This is a genomic window from Aliirhizobium cellulosilyticum, from assembly GCF_014198105.1.
GTDB classification, from domain to species: Bacteria; Pseudomonadota; Alphaproteobacteria; order Rhizobiales; family Rhizobiaceae; genus Neorhizobium; species Neorhizobium cellulosilyticum.
This window is the reverse complement of the sequence record NZ_JACIGW010000005.1, coordinates 329898-354882: the sequence shown is the minus strand read 5'-3', so window position 1 is coordinate 354882 and position 24985 is coordinate 329898. Positions and strand designations below refer to the sequence as shown.

The 24985-nt window shown below is 60.1% G+C and carries 27 protein-coding genes; 6 read left to right on the top strand and 21 right to left on the bottom strand.

Translation table 11 applies throughout. The features are described from left to right. Window position 1: 1 nt before the first annotated feature. Complete coding sequence (locus GGE33_RS20995; protein ID WP_183827458.1) at window positions 2-1240, bottom strand: MFS transporter; 1239 nt, start codon at window positions 1238-1240, stop codon at window positions 2-4. Window positions 1241-1279: 39 nt separating this feature from the next. Then, window positions 1280-1546 (bottom strand): hypothetical protein, encoded by a 267-nt coding sequence (locus tag GGE33_RS20990; RefSeq protein ID WP_183827559.1) that lies wholly within the window; start codon window positions 1544-1546, stop codon window positions 1280-1282. Here GGE33_RS20990 and GGE33_RS27555 point away from each other — a divergent pair. Beyond that, on the top strand, window positions 1545-3224 hold the full coding sequence (locus GGE33_RS27555; protein WP_246436317.1) for a flagellin N-terminal helical domain-containing protein: 1680 nt from the start codon (window positions 1545-1547) through the stop codon (window positions 3222-3224). The two genes, GGE33_RS20990 and GGE33_RS27555, sit on opposite strands and share 2 nt — an antisense overlap. Before the next feature lie 28 nt (window positions 3225-3252). On the opposite strand, the gene GGE33_RS20975 is transcribed toward GGE33_RS27555, so the two are convergent. The 16 genes from GGE33_RS20975 to GGE33_RS20900 form a co-directional block, all read right to left on the bottom strand. Further along, the gene (locus GGE33_RS20975; protein WP_183827455.1) at window positions 3253-4149 is read right to left on the bottom strand and encodes a DMT family transporter; all 897 of its coding nucleotides are present in this window, start codon (window positions 4147-4149) and stop codon (window positions 3253-3255) included. Between the two features lie 212 nt (window positions 4150-4361). Further along, the gene (locus GGE33_RS20970; protein ID WP_183827453.1) at window positions 4362-5213 is read right to left on the bottom strand and encodes an MOSC domain-containing protein; all 852 of its coding nucleotides are present in this window, start codon (window positions 5211-5213) and stop codon (window positions 4362-4364) included. A 27-nt stretch (window positions 5214-5240) separates the two neighbouring features. Beyond that, a complete protein-coding gene (locus GGE33_RS20965; protein WP_183827451.1) occupies window positions 5241-5897 on the bottom strand; it encodes an HD domain-containing protein in 657 nt (218 codons plus the stop codon). Further along, entirely contained in the window at window positions 5894-8614 is a 2721-nt protein-coding gene (locus GGE33_RS20960; RefSeq protein ID WP_183827549.1) for a DUF2339 domain-containing protein, read from the bottom strand. Before GGE33_RS20960 ends, GGE33_RS20965 begins: the two co-directional genes overlap by 4 nt. Window positions 8615-8975: 361 nt before the next feature. Beyond that, the gene (locus GGE33_RS20955) at window positions 8976-9809 is read right to left on the bottom strand and encodes a mechanosensitive ion channel family protein (protein WP_183827449.1); all 834 of its coding nucleotides are present in this window, start codon (window positions 9807-9809) and stop codon (window positions 8976-8978) included. A gap of 108 nt (window positions 9810-9917) precedes the next feature. Beyond that, entirely contained in the window at window positions 9918-10454 is a 537-nt protein-coding gene (locus tag GGE33_RS20950) for a tyrosine phosphatase family protein (protein WP_148145455.1), read from the bottom strand. Beyond that, on the bottom strand, window positions 10451-11032 hold the full coding sequence (locus GGE33_RS20945) for a YfbR-like 5'-deoxynucleotidase (RefSeq protein WP_183827546.1): 582 nt from the start codon (window positions 11030-11032) through the stop codon (window positions 10451-10453). Before GGE33_RS20945 ends, GGE33_RS20950 begins: the two co-directional genes overlap by 4 nt. A 44-nt stretch (window positions 11033-11076) precedes the next feature. Beyond that, window positions 11077-11919, bottom strand: coding sequence for a CAF17-like 4Fe-4S cluster assembly/insertion protein YgfZ (gene ygfZ, locus GGE33_RS20940; protein WP_183827447.1), 843 nt, complete (start codon window positions 11917-11919; stop codon window positions 11077-11079). 72 nt (window positions 11920-11991) lie between these two features. Then, window positions 11992-13077 (bottom strand): DUF2218 domain-containing protein, encoded by a 1086-nt coding sequence (locus GGE33_RS20935; RefSeq protein ID WP_343062589.1) that lies wholly within the window; start codon window positions 13075-13077, stop codon window positions 11992-11994. A 114-nt stretch (window positions 13078-13191) separates the two neighbouring features. Then, entirely contained in the window at window positions 13192-15390 is a 2199-nt protein-coding gene (locus tag GGE33_RS20930; RefSeq protein WP_246436314.1) for a TonB-dependent siderophore receptor, read from the bottom strand. 145 nt (window positions 15391-15535) lie between these two features. Then, on the bottom strand, window positions 15536-16420 hold the full coding sequence (locus GGE33_RS20925) for an AraC family transcriptional regulator (RefSeq protein ID WP_183827442.1): 885 nt from the start codon (window positions 16418-16420) through the stop codon (window positions 15536-15538). Window positions 16421-16541: 121 nt separating this feature from the next. After that, a complete protein-coding gene (locus GGE33_RS20920) occupies window positions 16542-18257 on the bottom strand; it encodes an ABC transporter ATP-binding protein (RefSeq protein ID WP_183827439.1) in 1716 nt (571 codons plus the stop codon). Between the two features lie 208 nt (window positions 18258-18465). Further along, window positions 18466-19251: a hypothetical protein gene (locus tag GGE33_RS20915; RefSeq protein WP_183827436.1), complete on the bottom strand. Its 786-nt coding sequence runs from the start codon at window positions 19249-19251 to the stop codon at window positions 18466-18468. A gap of 14 nt (window positions 19252-19265) precedes the next feature. Further along, entirely contained in the window at window positions 19266-19523 is a 258-nt protein-coding gene (locus GGE33_RS20910; RefSeq protein ID WP_112457080.1) for a hypothetical protein, read from the bottom strand. Window positions 19524-19639: 116 nt separating this feature from the next. Beyond that, on the bottom strand, window positions 19640-20077 hold the full coding sequence (locus tag GGE33_RS20905) for a TIGR02301 family protein (protein WP_246436312.1): 438 nt from the start codon (window positions 20075-20077) through the stop codon (window positions 19640-19642). Window positions 20078-20150: 73 nt separating this feature from the next. Further along, window positions 20151-20567 carry an NUDIX hydrolase gene (locus GGE33_RS20900; RefSeq protein ID WP_148145450.1) on the bottom strand — a complete coding sequence of 139 codons (417 nt, stop codon included), beginning with the start codon at window positions 20565-20567 and terminating at the stop codon, window positions 20151-20153. Between the two features lie 115 nt (window positions 20568-20682). Here GGE33_RS20900 and GGE33_RS20895 point away from each other — a divergent pair, with 115 nt between their 5' ends. The 5 genes from GGE33_RS20895 to GGE33_RS20875 are packed head-to-tail and all read left to right on the top strand — an operon-like array spanning window position 20683 to window position 23064. After that, window positions 20683-20943, top strand: coding sequence for a type II toxin-antitoxin system ParD family antitoxin (locus GGE33_RS20895; protein WP_148145449.1), 261 nt, complete (start codon window positions 20683-20685; stop codon window positions 20941-20943). Further along, window positions 20924-21241, top strand: a complete 318-nt coding sequence (locus GGE33_RS20890; RefSeq protein WP_148145448.1) for a type II toxin-antitoxin system RelE/ParE family toxin — start codon at window positions 20924-20926, stop codon at window positions 21239-21241. Before GGE33_RS20895 ends, GGE33_RS20890 begins: the two co-directional genes overlap by 20 nt. Window positions 21242-21247: 6 nt before the next feature. Continuing rightward, window positions 21248-21574 (top strand): YnfA family protein, encoded by a 327-nt coding sequence (locus GGE33_RS20885; protein WP_183827433.1) that lies wholly within the window; start codon window positions 21248-21250, stop codon window positions 21572-21574. Window positions 21575-21628: 54 nt separating this feature from the next. Beyond that, window positions 21629-22393, top strand: coding sequence for an SOS response-associated peptidase (locus GGE33_RS20880; RefSeq protein WP_183827430.1), 765 nt, complete (start codon window positions 21629-21631; stop codon window positions 22391-22393). 47 nt (window positions 22394-22440) lie between these two features. Beyond that, entirely contained in the window at window positions 22441-23064 is a 624-nt protein-coding gene (locus tag GGE33_RS20875; protein ID WP_183827427.1) for a LysE/ArgO family amino acid transporter, read from the top strand. Window positions 23065-23069: 5 nt separating this feature from the next. Here GGE33_RS20875 and GGE33_RS20870 read toward each other — a convergent pair whose 3' ends face one another. The 3 genes from GGE33_RS20870 to GGE33_RS20860 all read right to left on the bottom strand — a co-directional run bounded on the left by GGE33_RS20870 (window position 23070) and on the right by GGE33_RS20860 (window position 24946). Next, window positions 23070-23207, bottom strand: coding sequence for a hypothetical protein (locus GGE33_RS20870; RefSeq protein WP_183685015.1), 138 nt, complete (start codon window positions 23205-23207; stop codon window positions 23070-23072). Between the two features lie 200 nt (window positions 23208-23407). Next, window positions 23408-24220 carry a CDP-alcohol phosphatidyltransferase family protein gene (locus GGE33_RS20865; RefSeq protein WP_148145582.1) on the bottom strand — a complete coding sequence of 271 codons (813 nt, stop codon included), beginning with the start codon at window positions 24218-24220 and terminating at the stop codon, window positions 23408-23410. Window positions 24221-24247: 27 nt separating this feature from the next. Then, window positions 24248-24946 (bottom strand): phosphatidylserine decarboxylase, encoded by a 699-nt coding sequence (locus tag GGE33_RS20860; protein ID WP_183827538.1) that lies wholly within the window; start codon window positions 24944-24946, stop codon window positions 24248-24250. Window positions 24947-24985: the final 39 nt, after the last annotated feature.

The following is a 24985-nucleotide window of genomic DNA, read 5'->3' as shown; positions in this document are numbered from 1 at the left end:
CTTATTCCGCCGGCTGGATTGCTGCCGGCCGGTCTACAGACTTTTCCTGGATCGGCCAGTGAACGATTGCGGCAAAGATGCCGAGCGCCACGCCGAACCACCAGACGGTATCGTAGGAGCCGAGCTGGTCATAAAGAGTGCCTCCCATCCAGACGCCGAGAAACGAGCCGACCTGATGCGACAGGAACACGATCCCGCCCAGCAGGCCGAGATGCCGTGTGCCGAAAATGATCGCGACAAGCCCGTTCGTCGGCGGCACGGTGGAAAGCCACAACAGCCCCATGACGATGGCGAAGATGATCACCGAAAGCGGCGTCTGCGGCAGAAGCAGGAAGGCTGTCACCGCCACCGAGCGCGCAAGATAGATGTAGGCGAGGAAATAGGGCTTTGAATATCGCTGGCCGATTACGCCTGCCGACAGCGAGCCGATGACGTTGAAGAAGCCGATCAGCGCCATGGCGATCACCGCATAACGGGCATCGATGCCGATATCGCGCAAGTAAGCCGGGAAGTGTGCCGTGATGAAGGCCACCTGAAAGCCGCAGACGAAAAAGCCGCTGGTCAGGAGCAGATATCCCTTGTGGCCGAACGCCTCCCTCAGCGCTTCGCCGGCAGTCTGCTTGAACGCGGCTTGCGACTGTGTCCCCGAGCTTGAATTGCCGCGCAGCGGAATGGCGAGCAGCGGGATTGCCAGCATCATCACCGCCATGATGACAAGACTGTCCGACCATCCGTAAGTGGAGATGAGGGCCTGGCTCAGCGGTGCAAAGAGAAACATGCCTGCCGACCCCGCAGCAGTTCCGATACCGAAGGCGAACGAGCGCTGTTCGGGCGTCACGTTGCGGGCGAAAGCCGAGAGGATCGTGCCGAACGAGCCGGCACCTACCGCAAGCCCGACCATTACCCCGCCTGAGAGGTAGAGAATGCTCTCAGAATGCGCTGTCGACATCAGCGCCAGACCCGCCGCGTAAAGCAGACCCGAGAAGGTCAGGACACGGGCAGTGCCCCATTTGTCCGCGATCGCCCCGAAGACGGGCTGGCCCAGACCCCAGGCAAGATTCTGGATCGCCATGGCAAGCCCGAAGGTCGTGCGGTCCCAGCCTGTATCGGCAAGCATCGGCAGCTGGAAGAAACCCATGGCCGAACGTGGCCCGAATGTCAGAAGCGCAACGAGCGCGCCAGCGCAGATGATAAGCCAGGGCATCGTCGCTCGAGCGGAAACGGGCGCAGCTTGAGACATGGGTGTCCTCCATAATGGGAAGATGTTCATATACTGTCATCACGCGTTGGTGAAACGAGTTTTGCGAACGTCATCCATCAGCGCAATTGATGGCGCCAGGCTCGAATTGAACACTCGGACACGCGCCGAGCCGGTTTGTACGGTTACGTACGAAGGCTTGAGGCTTGCCAATTGGCAATTTTTTGTTAACCATAACTGACAAAGTTCAAGTCTCGCGATTTCTGCGATCCGGCTCATGACGACGCCATAATTCAATCGATTTATCCGGTACGTCATGACAAGTATTTTAGCGAACATTTCTGCCATGTCGGCGCTTCAGACGCTGCGGGCAGTCTCTTCCGGATTGAATGACACCCAGGAACAGGTTTCCGCCGGTCTCCGGGTGAAGGTGGCTTCCGACAACGTCGCCTATTGGTCGATTTCGACCAACATGCGATCGGACAACAAATCGATTTCTGCGGCAAGCGATGCGCTTGGTGTCGGTGCAGCCAAAGTGGATACCGCTTATGCTGGCACAGGCGCGATAATCGATGTGCTGACCGATGTGAAGGCGACACTCGTCACCGCCAGGGAAGACAGTGTCGACAAGGCTCAGATCCAGAACCAGATCTCGCAGCTGAGCAAGCAGGCCGACAGCATCGTCAGGTCCTCCAGCTTCAGCGGCATTAATTATCTGCAGACCTACAGTGGCGATCACATCAACAATATCAACGAGCTGGACGATGTCGTCGTGGATTCGTTCACCCGTAATGCGGATGGCGCGACGACGATCAACACAAGCAAGGTTGATCTGAGAAAAACCAGCATGCTGAACGATTTCGGCGGCGGCATCCTGCAGAAGGATGATCTGGATTATTACATGCCGCTCGGTGGAATGACCACCAGCAGCTTTTATCACGAAGGGCATGAAGACCATTATTTTGATGGACCGATCACCTTCAGCGGCAGCGATTCCGTGCAGTTCGATCTGCTGATCGACAACAGCCCGGAATCTGCCGGCATGCCTTTCCATATCACGATCGACAAGGGCGTTATCGATGCGGCACTTGGAACGAATGACGGCGAGATAGACAATGTCTTTCAATTGCGCTCGGTCATTCAGCAGGCTTTCACCAATGTCGGCGCCAACGCTTACGCAGACGTCTACGGCACGCAGGCGACTTCGCCCGCGGATGCATACAATTACGAAATCCGCACGCTGGAAACTTCTCCGAATGTTGGATCCAGCATCTTTATCAGCGGCATAACCAGCACATTCGGGCCAACGGTGGCAGAGCGCACGCTTGGTCTCGATTCGGTGCCCCGGATCGACCATGACAACATGATCACCAGCTCTTCGATGAATTTTCTCTGGAGCTTCAAGGTGATGCTGGACGCGACGATCTCATTTGACCTGAGTATCGATAACGCGCCGCTCCAGACTTTCGTGATCGATCGGACCGCCGTTGACGCAGCACTTGGAACAACCGACGGCCGGATCACCAGTGGTGCCGATCTCAAGGCGATTGTCGACTATATCGTTCCAGGTTTCGAAGGCCTTGCCGTATCCGTCTCCGGCAATCGCCTGACATTCCAGGCGGATCAGGCGATCTATCCGGGTTACGGCAACAAGGCGGTGGATTTCTACATCAGCTCGTTCCGGCCGGATCCGCCCTTTACGCTGCGCTTCGATCTTTCCGAAATCGACGTCACCACCGACGATTTCACCATCGACGAATATCTCGAAGGCGTCGAATACATGCTCAGCCAGTCGATCGATAGCGGCGCCATGCTCGGGTCGGTTCAGCAACGCATCGAAATGCAGACTGCATTCTCACAAAAAATGATGGACGAGGTCGAAAGCGGCGTGAGCCGTCTCGTCGACACAGACATGGAAGAAGCGTCGATGCGTCTGCAGGCGTTTCAGACGCAGAAACAGCTCGCGCTGCAAAGCCTGCAGATCGCCAACTCGCAGCCGCAGAATATCCTCAGCCTGTTCAACTGAAACCGCCGCTTGACCGGTTGAGACTCTTTTACAGCGACCCCGGCGGCTGGACCGGCGGACGGCGCTTGCCGAGCTGTGCCTCGCGCAGGATGGTGAAAAGACCTGCACCGATGACGATCACGCAGCCGCCGATCATGTTCCAGCTCATCACCTCGCCGAAAATGAACGTGCCGATCATGCAGACGAGCACGGTCTGCCAGTAGAAGATCGGCTGCACCACGACGGCATCCAGCACGTCGAAGGCACGGATCAGGAGATAGTGCCCGGTCATGCCGGTGACGCAGAGCGCCAGCATCCAGAACCAGTAGTCGGGTGTGATCGTCTTCCAGTAGAACGGCCCGATGAGCGTGATCGCAACGGCTCCCGCAATGCCGGTGTAAAAGAAGCTGGTCTGGGAGGTGTCGGTTCGGCTGACCATGCGGGTCAGAACCGAATAGAGCGCAAACATCAGGGTACAGGTGATCGGCACGATGATGCTGGCGCTAAAGCTTGCATGCAGCGGATCGATGATCAAAAGAATTCCGATGAAGCCGACGCCGATGGCAGCCCAGCGCCGCCATCCGACGGTCTCACCGAGCAACGGCACCGAAAGGCAGGCGACCACCAGCGGTGCGGCCGCGAAGATCGTGTGAGTCTGGGCAAGACCGACATTGGCGAAGGAATAGATCGACACGACGATCTGGAAGACCAGAAGCGCACCGCGGATGATCTGCAGCACCAGCCTGCTGCTCTTGGCTGTTTGCTTGATGCCACCCTGGTTGCGGGTCGCCAGCGCCAGCACGAAGGCGGCGAAAAACCAATAGCGGATCATCGCCACGAAGACCGGCGGATAGGCCTGGCCGAGATGTTTGGAAATACCGTCCTGAACCGCGAAGATCGAAACCGCGGTCAGTGCGAAAAACAGGCCTTGGGTGCGTGGTGTCATGAAATAAATGCTCTTGAGCGTTTTCCGGTCAGAAAGCGCCCAGGAAGCACGATGACAACGCAAGGCCCGAATCTTGATTTTTGAGAATGCAGCCGTTTTTGGCCGTCAGCACGCCATGCAGGCAACATATCATTGCGCATGGCTGCCATGCGTCAAGACGCCTATTGCCGTCCGCGGTACGCTCTTGTTGTGGAATTTCGCCCTGTGCGGCGTCAGGCGCGCCGCTTGATCGCCCAGGTATCGCGTGTGCCGGTAATCGTTGCCGCATCACCGAGCCTGATCGTGCCTTCGCCGCGCGGCACGGCATTCCAGCCGAATAGCGGGCCGGGTACGCGCCGGTCGCCCGACATGCGGATACGGCCCATCGCCGGGATCGGACTTGGCCCCTCGCGCGAACCGGTCTGCTGGTCCTGCGTGGTCATGATGCAGCGGGCGCAGGGTTTGACGAAATCGAACCGGACGCCGGAAATCTCGATGCCTTCCCAGTTGTCTTCGGCCCAGGCCTCGTCATGGTCGAGCACGATATTCGGACGAAACCGGTCCATGCCGACCGCGCCTTCACCGTTTTTCGCCATGTCGGCGTTGAGCGCTGCAAGTGAACCCGTCGTGGTCACCAGCACCTGGTAACCGTCGGCAAAGGTCACCGGCGTATCCGGTCCCGCCCATTCGGCGCTTGCGATGCGTTCGGCATTCTTGTCGAAAAAGGCGAGCTTCACCTCGCGACCGAGCCAAGTGGAGAGGATCGCATTGGTCCCGTCATCCGCGACTGCGGCGCTGACGGGAGATTTCCAGACAACAACGTCCATGCGCCGGTCGGACGGCGGAACCGCAACCAGGATCTCGCCCTTGCCTTCGACCGCGAAGCGGTAGCCGACATCGCGCGGCTCGACCTCTACCTGCGCCAGTTCCTGCAATTCCCGCTGGGTGATGAACTGTCCGGACGGATCAACCACCATCATCTGCCGGTCACCGGGAATACCGGCGGCGGTGATCACCGCATCATTAAGCGAGATGCCGCGGCCGCTCTTCAAGGGGTAGAAATTCAGTTCCGCGACCTTCGTCATATCGTCCTCAAATACTGTTCCCGGATCTCATCCCTGAATTTCGTCCAGGAACATATCCCTTATCTGTTTCAGCCGCTCGTGCCGTTCACCGGCCAGCGCCCGCCCGGCCTCGGTCTGAAACCCGTCGGCGAGCTTGAACAGCTTGACCTCGAAATGGTCGATGGCAAAACTCTTGTCGTCCAGCGCACGCTCTTTGGCAAGCGGATCGATGGGGTCATAAAGGCCTGATCCCATCCGTCCGGCAATGTAGAAGCAACGCGCCGCACCCACCATGCCGATCGCGTCCAGCCGGTCCGCATCCTGCAGGATCTTTGCCTCCAATGTCTCGGGCTGAATGTTGGCGGAGAAACTGTGCGTCGTGATCGCATGCGCGACCGCCTCGATCGCTGCCTTCTCCCAGCCCATGCCGGTCAGGATGCCGCTCGCCTTGTCTGCCGCCAGCCGCGAGGCCTGCGCTCTCAGCGGCGAGTTCTTTTCCACCGCCACGCAATCATGCAACAGCACGGCAGCAGTCAGAACCTCTCCATTGCCGCCTTCCTTCGCATGGATCCGCATCGCATTCCTGAACACCCGCAGGATATGGGCAATGTCGTGGCTTCCGTCGTCGCTGTCGGTCGCGTGCGCAATAAGCTGCCGCGCCAGTTCTTCGTAAGGGGCAAATGCGGCGGCGAGGGTGAGTGTCATGCAGTGCTTTCCTTGGAATCGGGTTCAACGCTCTTCTTCACCAATATCCGCTGGTAGAAAAGCCCGATCCCGATCAGTACCGCACCAAGTCCGATGAAGGAGAGCGCCCTCAAGATGCCTTCGAGGTTCGACATGTCGATCAGGAACACTTTCAACACCGCGATCAGCACCAGTCCGGCAGAGGCAAGCCTTATGCTCTTGGCGTCAAGCTTCGAGCCGAGCGCCAGCAGCCCGACGCCGATGATCAGCCAGACGACCGAATAGGTATAGGTCTCACCGGGAATGAACCCCTTCCAGTCGGCGATATTGGTTCCCTGCCAGAAGCGCCGCACCGAAAGCGTCGCCCAGAGGAAACCGAGCACCGCACCCGAAACCGCGAGCATTGCCACATAAGGCGCCGGCCGCCGCCCGCGGGCGAGATAGGCTACGAACGCGTAAGCCAGAGCCGGTAGGAGATAACCGAGCAGCAGCAGGTTGACGAAGGGCCACGGCCCGGTGTCCTCGCCCGAGAAGAACGGGTTGAGCGCAAACACATGCAGCGAAAGCACATTCGCCGTCGCCACTACGCCGGCGATCATCGAGCCGAAGCGGAAGACCGGCGAGGGCGATTTCAGGTCGAGCGTCATCAATATGCCCGAGAAGCCGATGGTGATCAGCGTATAGATCGACTGTTCGCCAAGCGTCGGCGCATCGCCGGAAAGCTTTCCGCCATTCATCGCGTGATGCACGAGAACCGCAATCGTGATCAGCGCCGAGAGCGACGCGAGCGCCTGCATGATGTTGCGCACGCGGAAATCCGGAGAGTCGCGCAGCAGCCAGGCGGAGATGATCGCAAGCAGGGTAGGGATGCCGTAGCCGATGAGAAGCGCGTTGAAGAACGGTGTCGTGCCGAGGCTGTTGGCGCCGATCAGCGTCGGCTCCCAGGCGACGCGTCCGAAGACGATCACGATTGCCGCCGCCATCATCCAGGGCAGTGCCGGCCAGGTGCGGACCCGCATGGCAATGAGATAGGCAAAGCCGAGAAGCGATACGAGAACGGTGGTGACAATGCCGTTGGTCAGCGCATGCAGCGCCAGCGTCAGGCCCGCGAAGGAACCGGCAACCGCAAGATTGGCCGGCCAGTCGTTTCCGTCGTCCTCGCTCCTTCGAAACAGCCATTCGGCGGCGGCGATGAGCGCCGCACCGATCACCACCCCATAAAGCCCGTGCGTCCAGTCGCGGAAGAAATTGCCGAAGTTGAGGAAGGAGATGAAGCCGAGCGTCACCGGCATCGCTCCCATCAGCAAGGCCCAGACGATCGAATATTCCCTTTTCTCGTTGCGGAAGCGCCTCAGGGCGGCGACACCCAAAAGCGTAAAGATGGCGCCGAGCAGCAGGCTGACCGCAATCTCGTTACCGGAAAGCGGAAGCGGGATCGGCGTGCCGTCCAGACCTTCCGGTGCGATATAATCGAGCAATGAAAGGGCGGTGATAAGCGTGCCGAGAACCGCACCTGCGGCCGACATAATGGCCGGCCAGAATGCATAGGCGCGAGCCGCACCCAGTGCCGCAAGCGTCGCGATGACTGCCAGGAATGCGAATTGCGGGTCGATCCCCGTGCTGGTGCCGCTGGCAACGGTGGCGAGCGCACAAAGCACGATCATGATCGATAGCGACAGGGTGATCTTCAGCGGCGGCCGTTTCAGCAGCGAAGCCCAGCCGGTGCCGGCGGCTGCGGAATACTGCTGGCCTGGCCAGAGGAAGATCGTGCCGGCAATCATCACCAGCATGGTAAGCGTGGGCGGCAGCGGATCGAAACCCGTGCCGATTGCGGCATAGACCAGCACCCAAAGCCCGGTGCCGATATTGGCGAGCATCGGCACGACAGTCCAGCGGCGAATGCGCGAGGCGGCATCGACCGCAAGCCAGGTGATGCCGAGGAAGAGGAACAGCGCATTGGCGTTCGGCGCGTCCGTCGTTACCAGAAGCGGCGTGACGAGCGAACCGAGCAGGCCGAGACCCGCAAGCGCCTGACCGTGCAGCAGCGACAGCGCAATCACCGCAAACGAGACCAGCGCCAGCAGCACGAAGGCCGTACCGGAGCCGATGAACTCGTAAAAGGCATAGGCCGCAAACACTGTTCCCAGCAGCGTCACCGCACCGGCTGCCGTCAGCGCGCCGGGGATCATCGCATTGGCATAGATTTCGGAAATCTTCGGCAGTGCCTTCCGCCGCACGATCTCGCCACCGGCCATTAGCAGCAGGCCGAACATCGATGCCAGCGTCAGCCGTGCCGCGGGGCCAAGCAGGCCGGCCTCGATCGAATAACGCACGAGAAAGATGCCGCCGAATGCCAGCGCCACGCCGCCGACCCAGACAGGCCAGCGGGCACCAAGATAGCTTTCGAGATTTTCCCGTGACGGCTTTTCCCGCACCGGGCGAGTTGGCTCCGATATCGCCTCTTCGGCCTGGGTCTCGGCGGCGATCGGCTCCGGGGCGTCCTGATCCGCATGGGCGGCCTGCGCAGCGTCCGGCTCTTCAGCCCGCATCTCCTCCAGAACCGCGTCGGCAGCCTCTTCGCGCAGCGGTCGCGGCGCAACTGCCGGGTCGAAGCCACCCTCGGCGATCATCTGCTTGAGTGCAGCGAGTTCCTTTTCCACCCCGTCCACACGGGCAGACACTTTCCGGTTCTGCGACACCAGAAAGAACACAAGGATGACCAGCAGGATATCGATCAGGAACACGTTTACTCCCCCTATGCCGGTGCGAGCCCTGTATCGGGCAAGAGTGTCGCAGCGTCAGGCGAAGTCAATGTAGAGGAAGGACCGCGCGAAAAAAGGGGCAGAGTTGGCCTTCCACAGGCCATGACGACGCCCAGGAATAGTCGGAAACCGGTATGTTGCGGAAATCACCGGCATCGCGCCGCTGCGTCAGGATCGGATCGATCCAAAAGGTATCGGGTCCGGTCCTCGTAACCGGACCCGATACATCCTTGCCATCGTCTGCGCCCGGCTCCGGCTCGCCCGCGCCCTGAAAGGGGCAGCGGAGGTCCGCTCGTGCCGGTACTCTGCCAGGCGACACGATGGATAGGGATCCCTGTTAGGCCGTGGCCTCCTCGGAGGATTGAGGCGCTTCGGTTTCCGGCTCCTTGCCGAAAGCGAGCTTGACGGCCTTGGTCATGTCGCGGCTGACATCCCACCACTGCTTGCTGCCGATCCAGTAGCGCAGGGTGATCTTGGCGCTGCCCGCATCGAAATCAGAGATGAAGGCCGCAGGAGCCGGGGATTTCAACACGCGCTTGTCCGCTGCCGCGAGCTTGATGAGCTTGCTCTCGGTCACATCGACATTCTCGTCCGCGCCGATCGAAATGGTGATTTCGTGGCGGCGGGAGGCAAGGCGGCTGTAATTGGTGATCGGCACGTTCCAGAGAGTAGAGTTCGGCGCCAGCCGATAGACCCCTTCGGCTGTCTTCAGCTCGGTCGCAAACAGGCCGACATCGACGATGGTACCGGTGACGGCGCCCGTCTCGATCGTTTCACCGACACGGAAGGGGCGCAGCACCAGCAGCATGATGCCGGCGGCAATGTTCTGCAGCGTGCCCTGCAGCGCCAGACCGACGGCAAGGCCGATCGCGCCGAGAGCTGCGAGGATCGATGCCGTCTGTACGCCGAACTGGCCGAGCACCATGACGACGACGAGGATCAGCGCCGCATAACGTATGATATTGGAGAAGAACTGCGACAGCGTCGCGTCGATGCCGCTGATGCGCGACAGGCCGTTATAGACCCAGCGGCTGAGCAGCCCCGCCACCAGCCAGCCGAGCACCAGAAGGATGAGCGCGCCTATGACGGAGAAGGAATATTGAACGGCCAAGGCCGTCAGCTGGGCAAGCGCCGTTCGTGTCGCGACGACAAAATCGGATGCCTGATCCATTCCGCAAATAACTCCATTTTTCCTTAGCGCCCGTAATTGGCGCAAAGGGCTAAGAGGTCAAGGCAATCGCGGAAGGTTTTCTTCAATTTCAAGAAGATATCATATTATTCAACTATTTGGCGAGGTTTTCTGCTGTGTCTCTATCGAAAATGAAGCGCGACCGTCTGTCTCCGCACCGCGCCCTATCGCTTTCATCGCGGCAATCAGCCGGCCGTCGCGCTGAAGCATCCGGTCACCGATTTCGATCAGCCGCGTATTCGGTGTTGCATGGGGTGCGACCTTTCGCAGGCGCTGCGCCAGTCCGGCATCGTCTTCTTCCGGGTGAAGCGCCAGAATGGCGATGACAGCCGCTGCCGGAGAGCGGGAAACGCCCATCCAGCAATGCACGACAAGCGGCGCCGACTGGTCCCAGCCGTGGACGAATTCGATCAGCTGGGCGACATGCGCCTCGCTCGGCGCAATCAACCCGCCGGTGCCGGCAAAACCGATATCGTTCATCGCCAGCTTCAGGTGCCGCTCGGCACGGATCACGCCCGGCCGGTGAAAATCCTGCTTTTCGGCAATCAGACTCACCATTTCCTTCGCGCCGTGGCGAACGGCCGTTTCGGCAATGCTGGCAAGCGGGCAGACGACGATAGTGCTCACTTGGTCACCGCCTTCGTCCGTTCCGCCTCGATAGCCTCGAACCTTGCGATGAACAGGGCCTGCGCCTCGACGGCCGAAAGTGGCTGAAGCGGCAGCATCTCGCGGGTAATGCCGCGCGGCTGGCCGAAGAATTTGCGCGCCTCTACTGTGGTAAAGCCGGCAAGCTCGGTCGCTTCGAAATAGGCGGCAACCGTATCCGCCTTCTTGATCAGCACCTTCAACTCCCTGGTCGGATGCGGCGGCAGGCCGAAGCGGATATGCACGGCCGCTTCCAGCCGTGCCTCGACCGTCTTGTAGCCACCGCCGACCACCGATTTGAACGGCGAGATCATGTCGCCGATCACATATTCAGGTGCGTCATGCAAAAGCGTCATCTGCAATGCATCGAAAGACGCATTCTCGTTGCAGCGGCGAAAGATTTCTTCCACCACAAGGCAATGCTGGGCAACGGAAAACGCGTGGTCACCGCGCGTCTGGCCGTTCCAGCGGGCAACGCGGGCAAGTCCGTGGGCGATATCGGCAATCTCGACATCGAGCGGCGAGGGATCGAGCAGATCGAGCCGCCGACCCGAAAGCATGCGCTGCCAGGCGCGCGCGCCAGAGGTCGCACCGGTTGTCGCACTCAAGATTCGACCCCTTCGGCCTCGGCAGGGAAGGTAAGCCCGGTCCATGAGGGCAGTTCGATTACCACCGGCACATCGCCAGCCAGAAGCGGCACGCCATTGGCGACCGCATCCCCCACACGGTCGATCCGCACGATGGCAAGCCCGTTCCTGTCTGAGACCGACCCGAGCGTTCCGACCGGTTTGCCGCCCGCCGTAATTTCGGTGCCCGCTGCCGGAAGCGCTGCCTCAGCCGTTACATGCGCCACGCGCCGGCGCGCCGTGCCGCGATGCTGCATGCGTGAGACGACTTCCTGGCCGACATAACAACCCTTGCGGAAGGAAAGTCCGCCATTCTTGTCGAGCAGGATGTCATGCGGGAACGCATCCTGCAGCGCATAGTCATCACCGGACACCACGAGGCCGGCCGTTATCCTGAGCGCCTGATAAGCGTCCATCCGATCATCGGCATGCTGGCCCGGTTTTCGCGAAAGCGCGATCCCCGCCTTGGCGAATGCGCTATCCACGACCGCACCCTGATCCGCCTCGTCATCCCAGAACACGGTCACGCCATCTTCGGGCAGGGCGGCAAGATCGACCGCCGCGCGCAGCTTGTACATCATCAGCCGCTTCATCAGCGCATCGCGCTGGACAGTCTCTGTCTCGACAATAAACCCCTCACCATCCCGCCAGATGACGAAATCGAACAGGATCTTGCCCTGCGGCGTCAGCAGAGCGCCGGGACGCGCCTCGTTTTCCGGCAGTCCCTCGATATCGGTGGTGATCAGCGAATGCAGGAAATCCTGTGCATCCTTGCCGGAAATGCGGATCAGGCTGCGGGTCGGAAGATAGGCTTTGGTCATGGAACGGGAATCCCTCTACTCACCACGGAGATAAGTCTTCGCGGTGAGCGGAGCAAGCCGAATGCGAAACCGTCAGTCCGTGTGACCGCGACGCCAATAGGTGATCGAGGTCATTCGCGTCCGGTCGAGGCCGTTTTCCTTCAGGCGGGCGCGGATTGCCTGAGCCTCGGTCTTTTCGCAGGCCGCCCAGACGATTGTCTCCGGGCCGAGCCCCTCAAGCCGTGCGGCAATCGCCGGTTCCAGCAATCCGGCTGTGCCCGGCTCGGCGCCATCGCGATGCAGCCATTCGATCGAAAAATTATCGGCAGCGCAGGCCAGGACCTGTTCCTCAGCTTTGTTCGCCACTTCGAGGATCGCATGCACCTTCATGTCGGGTGTCGCCAGTTCGATCATCCGCGCAATGGCGGGGAGGGCGGTTTCATCTCCGGCAAGCAAAAGATCCTTCGCTTCCGGCATGCCGCCCGCACCGGGGCCGAGAAGCGCCGCCCGGTCACCCGGCTGCGCGGTAAGGCCGAATTCGGCGCCCGGCATGCGCCGTCCGCAATCCTCATGCACGACGAAATCGATCACCATCTCGCGGCGTTCGAGGTCGATGCTGCGGATCGTGTAATAGCGCACCGCGATCTCGTCCGCGCCCTCCGGCCAGCCGATGCGACCATCGGCCAGCGTCACCGGCCAGATCGGCTCGCGCCCCTTCGGCGGCATGAGCAGCCGCACATGCAGTCCTTCGGTCGTGTCGAAACGGGCCGTATCCGCGCAGGAGACGGTAAGCCGTCGCATCCTTGGCGTCACGTTGATGGCCGAGACCACGGTGATTTCGCTCAGATTGGCAAGCTTTTCCGGCTTCGGCTGGTCGGCCCATTCGAGCGTCAGCGGATCATCGCCGGCAAACATGAAAAGATGTTCGGCAATGATGCCACGCGTCATCGACAGCATGTCCCCGGTCGAGCAGGCAAGCCTGATATCGAGCTGTTCGCTGACCTTTGAAATATAGGCCTCGCCGATCTCGCTCGACAGCGTCACATGATCGCCGTCGCGAAATACGTCCGCATGGTCGATAAAATGCTCGCAGATCTCGCCCAACATCTCGCCCGCATCGACAGGAATGGCCGTGCCGGTGAGGATGAATTCCCGATGTGGAAATGCAGCTGCGTTCACGATCATTCCTCCATGCGGGTGAGAACCTGGCGAAGACAGAAAAAGAAAGGCCCCATCGGGGCCTTCCTGATTAACTTCACTGGAATTGTCAACTTAGCGTTTCAGGTAATGGGTTTACCAGACCTTGCTGAGCTTGACAGTAAACGTGCGGGCATCGCCGTAACCGCAGGCGCCGATCCCGCCGCAAGCCTCGACATATTCCTTGTCGAACACGTTGGTGACGTTGAGCGAGGCGGTCCAATCATCCTTCTTGTAGCGGATCGCCGCGTCGACGACGGTGGAAGAAGGAACCTTGAGAGTGTTGGTGTCGTTGGCCCAGGACTCACCCTTATAACGCAGGCCGGCGCCCAAACTGAGGCCTTCAAGCGCGCCGGTGGTGACCGTGTAGTCGGCCCATAGCGACGCCGTCCAGTCTGGAACGATATAGGGCGACTTGCCGATGAGTGCCGGGTTCGGATCGTTCTTCGTCACTTCCATGTCGGTATAGGCAAGCGAGCCGAGGATCTTCCAGTTCTCATCGATATTGAACTTGCCTTCCAGTTCCACGCCCTTGGATTCCACCTCGCCGAGCTGGTCCACCCACGGAGCGAAACCGACGGAAACCGTGTTGTTGCGCTTCTTGATGTGGAAGACCGAGGCGGTGAAGGAAGCATCCATGAAGGTCGGGTCGTACTTGACGCCTGCTTCGTACTGCTGGCCTTCTTCCGGCTTGAGCGGTCCGGACGCACCCATGCCGATCTGCGGATTGAAGAAGGTTGCGGCGCTGACATAAGGCGTCACGCCATTGTCGAATTCGTAGGCGAGGCCCGCCCGCCCGCTCCAGGCGTGATCGGTATCCTTGTAACTGTCGTCAGCGTCGAAGGCGGTAACCGGCAGCTTATCCTTGAAATCGCTGTCGATATAGTCGAAGCGACCGTTCAGCGTCACCAGCCAGCCGCCGCCGAAGCGGATCTGGTCCTGCGCATAGATGCCAACCTGATGCATCGTGGCATCCTGGTTGTAGAGAGGCCCGGCCGGTGTCTGCGGCAGGCCATAGACAGGATCCGTCGGGTCGATCGTGCTCGCGCCGAAGGTCGAGTTCTGGATGTTCTTGATATTATAATAGCGGTAGTCGACGCCGACCATGACCTTATGGTTTGCGCCGGCGATATCGAAGTCGTTCTCGATACGATTGTCCCACGCCACGTTGTTGACGCTCGTGTCGCCCGAGAAATTGATGCGGTTGAGATCGCCGGTTGCCGTATAGAGATACGGGTAGACGAAATGTTCCCACTTATCGAGATGGCTGTAACGGAAATTCGAAGTCGCCTTCCAGCCGCCTTCGAACTCGTGTTCCAGTTCGTAGCCGAGCATCTGCTGGTCGTAATGGCCGTTATCGATATCCGGCTCGCCGGGGAAGAAGCGACGGGAGATCTTGCCACCGAACGGGCCGTCGACGACCGTGCCCTCGTAAGGCAGGAAGCCGTTGCCGGTATGACGCTGGTTGAGACCTGCAGCATAGGCAAAGACGGTCAGCTTGGTAGCGTCGTCCGGTGAAATGGTCAGCTGCGGCATGATGAAGCCGCGGATGTCGTTGGTATAGTCCGTATAGCCCTCACCACCGGCCAGTTTGCCGGTCAGGCGGTAGCTGTATATGCCGCTGTCGCCCAGCTTGTCGGAAAAGTCGAAGCCGGTGAAGGCATTGCCGTTACTGTTGATGCCGATCTCGGTGTAATAATAGGGGGTGTCCGTCGGCTGCTTGCGCACCAGATTTATGACGCCACCGGCATTGGCGCCGCCGTAGAGAACCGAGGCAGGCCCCTTTAGCACTTCGACGCGCTCCAGCATGAACGGGTCGATCTGGAAATTGCCGAAGGCGTAACCGAACAGGTTAAGGCCGTCCATGTAGAGACCCGTCTGGCTGGCATCGAAGCCACGCACGTAGAACCAGTCCGTATCCGGGTCTGTACCATAGGGCTGTGCGACGACGCCTGGCGTGTAGCGAAGCGCCTCATCGACCTTGTTGACGACAGCGCGGTCATCAAGCTCGCTGCGGCCGACGACTGAGACAGCCTGCGGAAGCTCATTCAGTGGCGTATCCGTCTTGGAACCGGTCGTCGTCTGCTTGGCGACATAGCCCTTGACCGGGCCGGTGCCGCCCTGTTCGCCTTCGCCCTGAAGCACGATCGGTGCAAGCGTCGTGCTGTTCTGGCTCTCAGCCTCTTGTGCCTGTGCGCTCCAGGCGGCAGCAAGCCCGATGGCAGCCACACCCGCCCAAAGGCTGGCCTTTACGACACCCGCTCTCATTGCGGAAGACTTGACGGTTTTCTTCATTTTTGCCCCACTCGCGCCGCTTTTCCTGCGGTAAAATAATAAGGTGAGTGGTTAACTCAGATTTCTTGTCGGCGCTTGTTCTGATGTGCGGGACTTGAACGATATTGGGCAAAGTTCTCACCCCTCGCGCGTTTGCTCGGATGTTTTATTCCGACTGTGACTTTTTCCACTGCGATGGCGCCAGCCCCATATGCTTGCGGAACACGCGGGAAAAATGCGCGTGGTCCGAAAACCCCGTCTCGGCAGCGATTTCCGTCAGCGGCTGGTCACCGGATTTGAGCATGTCCTTGGCGCGCGAAAGCCGCGCATTCATCTGCCATTCGTGCGGCGCCATGCCGGTCGAAGCCTTGAATGAATGCGAGAAATGCGACTGTGACAGGCCGGTCAACACCGCCAGTTCTTCCAGCCTTATATTGCGCAGGCAATGCTGTTCGATGAACTCGCTCGCCCGCTTCAACTGCCAGGGTGCCAATGCACCGCGCTTGCGTGGCTCCGACTTGGCGAGCTTCAGCACGTCGATCAGAAGCGCCAGCGCCAGCCCGTCGCCGTAAAGATCGTGCAGCGGATCGGGATTGGCGATCTCGGCGGCGATCAGTTCGGCAAGCGCCATGACACGGCTATCCGCGAAGACCAGTTGCGGGTCCTTCAGCCGGCGCGGATCGAGATTGTCGCCCAGCCGCCGGCTCATCGTGTCTGCTTCGAAATGGATGTCGAGATGCCGGACATATTGCACGTCCTTGATATCGATCCACAGATCCATCTCGGCGGGGATGTAGGAGATCGGGCTGAGGCTTGCATCCTGCATCAACCCGGTTTCCCGCGGAGAGCGTTTCAGCGCCGGGCGGCCCTGGCCGCGCTGGTCTAAAAGGATGAACAGACGCGGATCGCGCGCAACGTAATAGCCGCCGGCATAAGCGGCGCATTCCACGTCCCACAGATCGGCGGTAATTCCGTTCCAGTATCGCCTACGCAATCCGCCCAGAACCGAAAAACCCTCGATCTGATTACGCATTCTCGGCTGAAACGTCATGCTCCGACCCCGCGGCTCCACCCTCGTGCAAATGACCACGAGAAAACTATTCTTATTTTATCAAGTTTATTGCGCATCTTCAACCGTGGCGAACATGACGCCGATCTTTACGGTTTTTTCGTCAACCGCCGTGCTGGGCCGAATGCAGGCGGTTATAGGCGCCGCGACGTGCGATCAGTTCCTGATGCGTGCCCTGTTCCAGAATGCCGCTTTCATCGATCACGACGATACGGTCAGCACCCTGGATAGTGGCAAGCCTATGGGCGATGATCAGCGTGGTGCGCCCGACGGCAAGCTCCGACAGCGACCGCTGGATCGCCCGTTCCGTCTCGGTATCGAGTGCCGAGGTTGCCTCGTCGAGGATCAGGATCGGCGGGTTTTTGAGGAACATGCGGGCGATCGCCACGCGCTGTTTCTGGCCGCCGGAAAGCTTGACGCCACGTTCGCCGACAACGGTGTCCAGACCCTCCGGCAGGTCGGCGATCATATCTTCAAGACGCGCTCGGCGCGCTGCATCCATGATTTCTGTATCGCTGGCGCCGAGGCGACCGTACGCGATGTTTTCCCGCATCGTGCCGCCGAACAGGAACACGTCCTGCTGCACAATGCCGATCTGCTGGCGCAGCGACGCCTTGGTCATTTGGCGAATGTCGATACCGTCGATCGTGATCGAGCCGCTCGTGACATCGTAGAAGCGTGGCAGAAGCGAGCACATCGTCGTCTTGCCCGCACCCGAGGGGCCGACAAAGGCGATCGTCTCGCCGGGCTGGATCGACAGGCTGACATTTTTCAGGATCGGCTTGTCGGCGCTGTAGCCGAAGGAAATGCCGTTATAGTCGATCGCCCCCTTGAGCGCACCGACAGCGACCGCATCCGGCGCATCGGCGATATCCGGCTCGGTATCGACAAGCTCGGTGAAACGGCGGAAACCGGCAATGCCCTTCGGATAGGTCTCGATAACCGAATTGATCTTCTCGACAGGACGGAAGAACACGGTGACGAGCAGCAGGAAGCCGATGAAGCCGCCGGCGGTCAGTTCGCCCTGCAGCACGAACCAGGCGCCGCTGATCATCACGATCATCTGCGTCAGGCGCATGCTCATGTAGCTGAGCGAGGTGCTGGCGGCCATAATCTTGTAGGCTTCGAGCTTCACGCGGCGATAATTCTGGTTGTCGCGTTCGAACAACGCCCGCTCATGCGGTTCGTTGGCAAAGGCCTGCACGACGCGCATGCCGCCGACATTTTCCTCGATGCGGCTGTTGAAATCGCCCACCCGGTCGAAAAGTCGGCGGAAATTGGCGCTCATCCGCGCACCGTAGCGGCTGGTCACCCAGGCCGTCAGCGGCACCACCAGCGCGGTGATCAAGGCCAGCTTCCAGTTGACCGAGATCATCAGCGCCAGCGCGCCGATGAAGGTCATGATGGCGATGAACAGGTCTTCGGGCCCATGATGTGCAACCTCGCCGATCTCTTCCAGATCCTTGGTCAGCCGCCCGACCAGATGCCCGGTCTTGTGATTGTCGTAATAACGGAAGGAAAGCTTCTGCATGTGGTTGAAGGCTTCCCGGCGCATATCGGTCTCGATATTGATGCCAAGCATGTGGCCCCAATAGGTGACGACAACCATAAGACCGGTGTTCATCGCATAGCAGATGAGAAGCGCGATCGAGGCGATCACGATCAGGAACCACTCCTGTGTCACCAGCAACCGGTCGACGAACAGCTTGACCGCCATGGGAAAGCCGAGTTCCAGCAGGCCGGAAAGAACCGCACAGCTGAAATCGAGAATGAACAATCCCTTGTAGGGGCGGTAATAGGCAAAGAAACGGGAAAGCATTACGGCATCTCTGGAATGTGGTTCGGCGACAGAACGCCAGCAAGGAAGTAGCCAAACTTGAGCCGCATCCTCCATATTCGAAAATGAACGGGTTCGGAAAGTCCAAATATCCGCGAGGGCAGGCCGAAACTGCTCATGGTGTTGCGTTAAGGCGTCTATCCGCTCTCAGAGCGTACGATGCGAGCATGCGAGGCCTAGAGCGAGGACCTCAGTCGCCGCCGGCCATGAACTTCCATTGTCCGTCCGGCGAAATGCCCAGACGGTAGAAATTGTAATTACCGGCCTCTTCCATGCCCATCAGGTCGCCTGCGGTAACGATGCGCAGCAGCTCGACCCGTTCCGGCGCCGTGAGTTCGGAAAGCGGCTTGCCGATGAAATAGGGCCAAACATAGGCTTCGTCCGGCGTTCCCGCATCGACCCTTGCAGCACCCGTTGCCAGAAGATCGAGCATGATTGCGAGGATTTCCTGGCCTTCCGCATCCCCGGAAAAGTTTTTGAGCGTATCGATCGGATCGTCGCTCTCATTATTCATGATCTGCGGCGGTTTCGGCGTGCCTTCGATCAGCGGGCGCAGCCGTTCGATATCACCGGACGCGGCTGCTTCCACCAGCCTTTCGCGCATGGCTTTCACCGGCGCGGGCAGGGCGGAGAGATCGCGGATGATTTCTGCCGAGGGCTGATCGGCAGCAGATGTCGATCCGGCTCCACCCGGATTGGCATTCGTCCCATCACTCTTGGGAGCGGTTTTGTCGTCGGCAGCTGGCGCCGTATTCTCCGCGTCTTGCTGGCGCGCGTCACCTTCCAGCGAAAGTCCGGGGCGCGTCTGGGTTGCGCCTTCAAACGCCTGAAGCAGGGGCGTTTCCTGCGGGCGAATATCCTCGGCGGCAGGCGCCATGCGTCCATCCGAAAGCGCAAACGCGTTTGCTGAAACGCAGAATATCGCCGCCGTTGCCAGCAGCCTTGTCGTGACGGATTTGAAAATGGCGTTCCGCATGGGAAGCTCGAATATTACTGGATGTTGCGTTCGGGAGAAAACTCGCCGGCCAGCATGCGCTGACGAAGTGATTCGAGCAGGGCTTCCGCACCTTCCTCGCCACGCTGGCGGATCGTTTCGCGCATGGCGAAGGCGATTGCTGCGTCTGCGATGATTTCCGGCTCGATACCGTCTGCGCGTCCGTCTGCCCAGGCGTCGTTCTGATACTCGAGCGCGACCTGCATCTTTTCGTGGACGATCATGTCATCGATTTCGTTGCGGCCTGACTGCATACTGAACTTTCCTCGGTGCCGGCCAATGAGGCCGATTTGATTACTGCGCCGTTAAGAACTTTATCAGCCTTTTATCGAAACGACACGCCTTCCTGACGAAAGAGGTAAATAATCCGCTAATTTCCGAAACGCGAGGTTATTTCCGTCGCAAGTGTTGCGCCTTCGTTACGGTATCGCTCCTCAGCCGTGCGCGCCGCAAGCGTGCAGGATGTGTGCACGGCAGCAAAGGAGCGGTATCCACGATTATAGGCGGCCGTCAACCGCTCCCGCCGCGCTGGCTCGTTTGCCGCATCGGAATCGAGCAGCTGCCGCATCGTCCGGCGCCAGTCCTCCTGCGGTGCACCGCACAATTCGCGCAGGTAGCTGATCGAGCCCAGGACCTCGGAAAGCCGCAAAAGCTGGGCATCATAAGGGGCAGGAAGGGAGGTTTCCGCCGGTGCCGGTTGCTGAACCGGAGCCTTTGTATCCGCCGCAGGCTTCTTCGTTCCCTGCGCTGCAAGCGGGGACGCGATGACAAGAAAAAGCGGCAGGGCGAGGCAGGCGGCGGATTTCAAACGGAATTCCTTGGGTTGGCGTCCGAAGTCGATTCGGATGCTCGTGATTCGGCAGCGATCCGACGCGCCAATCTTACCGGTCGGCTGCAAGCGCCGCCAGCTTTTCGGCGCAATCGCGAACGCTCGGCGGGCAGGGCAGGCGGCGGATTTCTTCCGCGGTGTACCAGCCGGGATCGGCCGCATCGTCGGCGGCAACAGCCTCGACATGCCGATCGGCCTCGATCCTGAAGACGGAGAGAAAGAAATGGCTTCCGCCATCCTTCTCGCTCTTCAGGTCATAAGTGGCAAAGAGCGTCGGATTGCGCGCCTGGATCCCGGTTTCCTCGAAGAATTCCCTTAGCGCCGTTTCTGCCGGCGTCTCGCCCGGCTCCGCCCGTCCGCCGGGAAAGGCAAACAGATCGGCCATCGGCGGGTTCTTCCGTCGGATTAGCAGAAAGCGACCATCACGTTCAAGGATTGCGGAAGAGGCGGCCTGGGGGGAGAGGGGCATGTTTTGATATTACTCGGTAACAGGGAGGTTGTGCGGCTGCCAAATCCTAACCTCACATCGCGATATTGTAAAAGTATTGCAAAATACCGTATTGTCGATCTTTAAGGAGCATCCCATGGCGCGTGCGAAGACCTTTTCCCTTGGTGACGCTTATGATGGCATCCTGGCGGATCTCGTAAAACATGGCCGCTTTGGAACGGAAACTGAAGCCGTTCGGGCGGGCATACGTATGCTTGCCGACTACGAGATGCGCGTGCAGTCTCTTCGTCAGGCAATCCAGTCAGCTGAGAGCCAGATCGCAGAAGGCCTCGGGATAGAATATGATACTCATGAATCCCTGCTTGCGGATGTCATGAATGACGACGAAGGGCGGTAAAAGGGCGAAACGGCTTATCGTCTCTCCGCTGGCGCGTGCGGACCTGCGTGGCATTCGTCGCTTTATTGCTGCGACCAGCCCTTATTATGCAGAGGAATTCCTGACGGACCTGACTGCGAAGATCATCTGGATTGCGGAGGCTGATTTTACCGGTTCACCGCGCGACGATATCTCTGCGGGGTTGCGAGCCTTTCCCTATCGGCAGCGCTATATTTATTATCGTTCCTACGCAGATCGGATCGTGATTCTGCGCGTGCTGCACATGGCACAGGACGTCAAACGACAGGATTTCGAATAAAATCCCATGCAGACCTATCTCCTTTACGCCTTCGCTGCCCTTGCCGAAATTGCCGGCTGTTTTGCCTTCTGGGCCTGGCTGAAACTCGACAAGTCGGCGCTCTGGCTGGCGCCGGGAATGGTTTCGCTGGCAGCCTTCGCCTGGGCGCTGGCGCTGGTGCCGGCGGAAGCTGCGGGGCGCGCTTATGCGGCTTACGGCGCCATCTATATCGTCGCTTCGGTGCTCTGGCTCTGGGGTGTCGAGGGCCGTTCGCCCGATCGCTGGGATGTAACGGGGGCCATCGTCTGCCTCGTCGGCGGGGCGATCATCCTGTTCGGACCGCGCAGCGCCTGATGGCGTCCAGTCGAATTTCTTGACCGCTCTCAAACGCGGTGCCATCTAGAGCCCATGTGTGGACGTTACGCCCTGACCCACAAGCCGGACGAGGTTCTCGGCATTCTTGGTGTCGCAGATTTCGAGGATGATTTTCCGCCGCGGTTCAACATCGCGCCGACGCAGCCCGTCCTCGTGGTCGGCCAGGCCGATCGCCAGCCGGGCAGCAACCTGCCGGATCGTCGAGCAACGCTTGCGCGCTGGGGGCTGATCCCCGGCTGGGTCAAGGACATGCGCGACTTTCCGCTGCTGATCAATGCCCGCTCGGAAACGGCGATCGACAAGGCTTCCTTCCGCGCCGCCATGCGCCATCGCCGCATCCTCGTTCCGGCCTCCGGTTTCTATGAGTGGAAGCGTCCGCCGAAGGAAAGCGGCATGAGTTCGCAGGCCTACTGGATCAGGCCGAAGAGCGGCGGTGTCATAGCGTTTGCCGGGCTTATGGAAACCTACGCGTCGGCCGACGGATCGGAAGTCGATACCGCGGTGATCATGACGACCAAAGCCAATCGGGCGATCCGGGGCATTCATGACAGGATGCCGGTCGTCATCCGGCCCGATGATTTCGAGCGCTGGCTGGAATGCAAGACCCAGGAACCGCGCCAGGTCGCCGATCTCCTGAAGCCCGCCGAAGACGATTTCTTCGAGGCGATCCCCGTCTCGGATCTGGTCAACAAGGTCTCCAACATGGGGCCTGATGTGCAGAAACCGGTTGCCGTCGCGGAGCTTGAGGACAAACCTCCGAAACCCGGCAAAGACACATCTCAGATGTCGCTGTTCTAGGCGGATTCCGCTCTCACTGTTTCTTCTCCCACCGGAATGCTTCCCAAATGAATCTTCTGTCTGCCGGTCTGTCCGGCTTTGCCCTCGGCGGGTCGCTGATAGTTGCGATCGGCGCCCAGAACGCTTTCATCCTGCGCCAGGGCCTGCTGCGCCGGCATGTCTTCGTGCTCTGCCTGATCTGCGCCCTGTCGGATGCGACATTGATCGCAGCCGGAGTCGGTGGGATGGGCACGATCGTGTCGCAATCGAAAACGCTGATCCTGCTGGTCACGATCGGTGGCGCGATATTTCTGGGAAGTTATGCGGCGCTGGCTTTCAAGCGCGCCTTGCGGCCCGCGGCCATGGTGGCGGAGAAAACGGAAGGCCTGTCGCTGAAAGCGGCGGTCCTGACCTGCCTTGCCTTCACCTTCCTCAATCCGCATGTCTATCTCGACACCGTCCTGCTCGTCGGCAGCCTGTCTGCCGGCTTCGAAGGACGTGAACGTTTCGCTTACGGGGCAGGTGCCGCCACCGCCTCGTTCGTCTGGTTCTTCGGGCTGGGTTACGGCGCCCGTCTTCTGGCGCCGATCTTCGCCCGACCCGCCGCCTGGCGGGTTCTGGACGGCCTGATCGGCCTTGTCATGAGCGCGCTGGCGCTCGGTCTTTTGTGGAGTGCGTTCAGCGACTTCTGAGCGACTTACCGGACCGGCGTCAGCTTCGGCTTCCGCTTCAGCATCATGGCTGCTGCTGCAACGGCCTTGATGCCGAGCGGACGGAAATGTGCAGTGAAGTCGGGCTTCTGTTCCGGCTTTTCGGTCTTTTGGGTATTGCTCACGTCTTTATCCTCATCACTTCACCCGCATGATTCTTCTGTGCTGCGGGGCGCCGGGAAATCACCGGCAATAGGGGCGGAATAAAGGCTTATCCGCTGCTTTTCGATGAGGTGAGTCTACGCGTGGCAACTTGCCGCAGGCAGGAGCTGCAATGCAGCAATTTCAGTGCATTGCAGCGGGTGCCGTATTGCCTAAGTACGCGTCAGACGTGCGTACGTTCGTCTTCGATGGTGATCGTGCCGTAGCGTCGCTTCCATGCCCTTGCGCTGAATGGCAGCACGCAAAGATAGGCGACGACGGTGACCGAGAGAACTTCCCATGTGTAGCTCATCAGGAGCGCGACATAGAGAACGACGAGAAGCATGATCGGAAACATCATGTCCCGGCGGATCTTGCTCGACTTGCCGGACCAGACAGGCAGCCGGCTGACCAGCAGATAACCGATGCCGACCGTATAGGCGACGCTGCCATAGATGAACAACGGGGTGCGCTCGACGCCGAGGAAGCCGAGATAGACCGGCAGCAGCATCAGGAGGGCTCCCATCGGGGCCGGCACGCCGACAAAGAATTCCGACTGCCAGGGCGCCTTGATGCCGCGGTCTTCCATGACGTTGAAACGTGCCAGTCGCAGGCCCGCAGCGATCGCATAGAGCAGCGCCGCAATCCAGCCGAGCGAACGGGCACCGTCGAGCAGGAAGGCGTAGGAGACTAGCGCTGGGGCGACGCCGAAATTGATGATGTCGGCAAGCGAATCCATCTGCACGCCGAATTTCGACGTGGCCTTCAAGAGACGGGCGATCCGCCCGTCAATGCCGTCGAGAAAGGCAGCCAGCAAAACCATGGCGACGGCCAGCTCGTAGCGTGCCTCGAATGCGAGCCTGATACCCGTCAGGCCCGCACAGATGGCCAGAACCGTGATGAGGTTTGGCACCATCAACCGGATGGGGATTTCCCTCAGACGTGGACCGCGGGCCTCGTCGGTCGAGCGGTTCGGCTCTCCTGGGGGCATATCCATCATCCGTTTTCTCCTTGATGCTATCTATCAGCTGCGACGGCCGAGCGACGGGCCTTTGGTCGAGCCGAACTCAGCCAGCACCGTCTCGCCGGCAATGGCAAGCTGTCCGATCGACACACGCGCCTGTCCGCCATTCGGTACGAACACATCGAGGCGCGAACCGAAGCGGATCAGGCCAAAGCGTTCGCCTGCATTGAGCGGCTCGCCCGGCTTGACCCAGCAGACGATCCTGCGCGCAACGAAGCCGGCGATCTGCACGACGCCGACATTGCCATGGCGGCTTTCGATGACGAGGCCGTTGCGCTCGTTGTCGGAGCTTGCCTTGTCGAGTTCCGCGTTGACGAACTGTCCTGCGCGATATTCGATCACCTTGACTTCACCGCGGACCGGCGAGCGGTTCACATGGCAGTTGAAGACGTTCATGAAAACGGAAATGCGCAGCATGGGTTCTGAGCCGAGACCCAGTTCCGACGGCGGAACTACCATGGCGACGTGGCTGATGCGGCCATCGGCCGGGCTGACGATCAGATCGTCATCCTGCGGCACGACGCGCTCGGGATCGCGGAAAAAATAGGCACACCAGAGCGTCAGCACCAAACCGATCCAGAATAGCGGTTCGGCGAAATAACCAAGGATCAGTGACACGACAAAAAAGATCGCAACGAAGACGTAGCCTTCCTTGTGGATCGGCACGAGCGTGTTGCGGATGGTGTCGAAGAGGTTGATCAACTGTTTCTCCCTGGGGCGTAAGGCCTGTGTTAGCGG

What these genes read in the sequence shown, in the direction of transcription:
- GGE33_RS20885 (WP_183827433.1), top strand. Translation starts at nt 21,248, where the DNA reads ATGCAGACCTATCTCCTTTACGCCTTCGCTGCCCTTGCCGAAATTGCC.
- GGE33_RS20930 (WP_246436314.1), bottom strand. Translation starts at nt 15,390, where the DNA reads ATGAAGAAAACCGTCAAGTCTTCCGCAATGAGAGCGGGTGTCGTAAAG.
- GGE33_RS20920 (WP_183827439.1), bottom strand. Translation starts at nt 18,257, where the DNA reads ATGCTTTCCCGTTTCTTTGCCTATTACCGCCCCTACAAGGGATTGTTC.
- GGE33_RS20975 (WP_183827455.1), bottom strand. Translation starts at nt 4,149, where the DNA reads ATGACACCACGCACCCAAGGCCTGTTTTTCGCACTGACCGCGGTTTCG.
- GGE33_RS20910 (WP_112457080.1), bottom strand. Translation starts at nt 19,523, where the DNA reads ATGCAGTCAGGCCGCAACGAAATCGATGACATGATCGTCCACGAAAAG.
- GGE33_RS20965 (WP_183827451.1), bottom strand. Translation starts at nt 5,897, where the DNA reads ATGACACTCACCCTCGCCGCCGCATTTGCCCCTTACGAAGAACTGGCG.
- GGE33_RS20880 (WP_183827430.1), top strand. Translation starts at nt 21,629, where the DNA reads ATGTGTGGACGTTACGCCCTGACCCACAAGCCGGACGAGGTTCTCGGC.
- GGE33_RS20915 (WP_183827436.1), bottom strand. Translation starts at nt 19,251, where the DNA reads ATGCGGAACGCCATTTTCAAATCCGTCACGACAAGGCTGCTGGCAACG.
- GGE33_RS20865 (WP_148145582.1), bottom strand. Translation starts at nt 24,220, where the DNA reads ATGGATATGCCCCCAGGAGAGCCGAACCGCTCGACCGACGAGGCCCGC.
- ygfZ (WP_183827447.1), bottom strand. Translation starts at nt 11,919, where the DNA reads ATGACCAAAGCCTATCTTCCGACCCGCAGCCTGATCCGCATTTCCGGC.
- GGE33_RS20900 (WP_148145450.1), bottom strand. Translation starts at nt 20,567, where the DNA reads ATGCCCCTCTCCCCCCAGGCCGCCTCTTCCGCAATCCTTGAACGTGAT.
- GGE33_RS20875 (WP_183827427.1), top strand. Translation starts at nt 22,441, where the DNA reads ATGAATCTTCTGTCTGCCGGTCTGTCCGGCTTTGCCCTCGGCGGGTCG.
- GGE33_RS20970 (WP_183827453.1), bottom strand. Translation starts at nt 5,213, where the DNA reads ATGACGAAGGTCGCGGAACTGAATTTCTACCCCTTGAAGAGCGGCCGC.
- GGE33_RS20955 (WP_183827449.1), bottom strand. Translation starts at nt 9,809, where the DNA reads ATGGATCAGGCATCCGATTTTGTCGTCGCGACACGAACGGCGCTTGCC.
- GGE33_RS20945 (WP_183827546.1), bottom strand. Translation starts at nt 11,032, where the DNA reads ATGCTTTCGGGTCGGCGGCTCGATCTGCTCGATCCCTCGCCGCTCGAT.
- GGE33_RS20925 (WP_183827442.1), bottom strand. Translation starts at nt 16,420, where the DNA reads ATGACGTTTCAGCCGAGAATGCGTAATCAGATCGAGGGTTTTTCGGTT.
- GGE33_RS20995 (WP_183827458.1), bottom strand. Translation starts at nt 1,240, where the DNA reads ATGTCTCAAGCTGCGCCCGTTTCCGCTCGAGCGACGATGCCCTGGCTT.
- GGE33_RS20990 (WP_183827559.1), bottom strand. Translation starts at nt 1,546, where the DNA reads ATGGCAGAAATGTTCGCTAAAATACTTGTCATGACGTACCGGATAAAT.
- GGE33_RS20895 (WP_148145449.1), top strand. Translation starts at nt 20,683, where the DNA reads ATGGCGCGTGCGAAGACCTTTTCCCTTGGTGACGCTTATGATGGCATC.
- GGE33_RS27555 (WP_246436317.1), top strand. Translation starts at nt 1,545, where the DNA reads ATGTCGGCGCTTCAGACGCTGCGGGCAGTCTCTTCCGGATTGAATGAC.
- GGE33_RS20890 (WP_148145448.1), top strand. Translation starts at nt 20,924, where the DNA reads ATGACGACGAAGGGCGGTAAAAGGGCGAAACGGCTTATCGTCTCTCCG.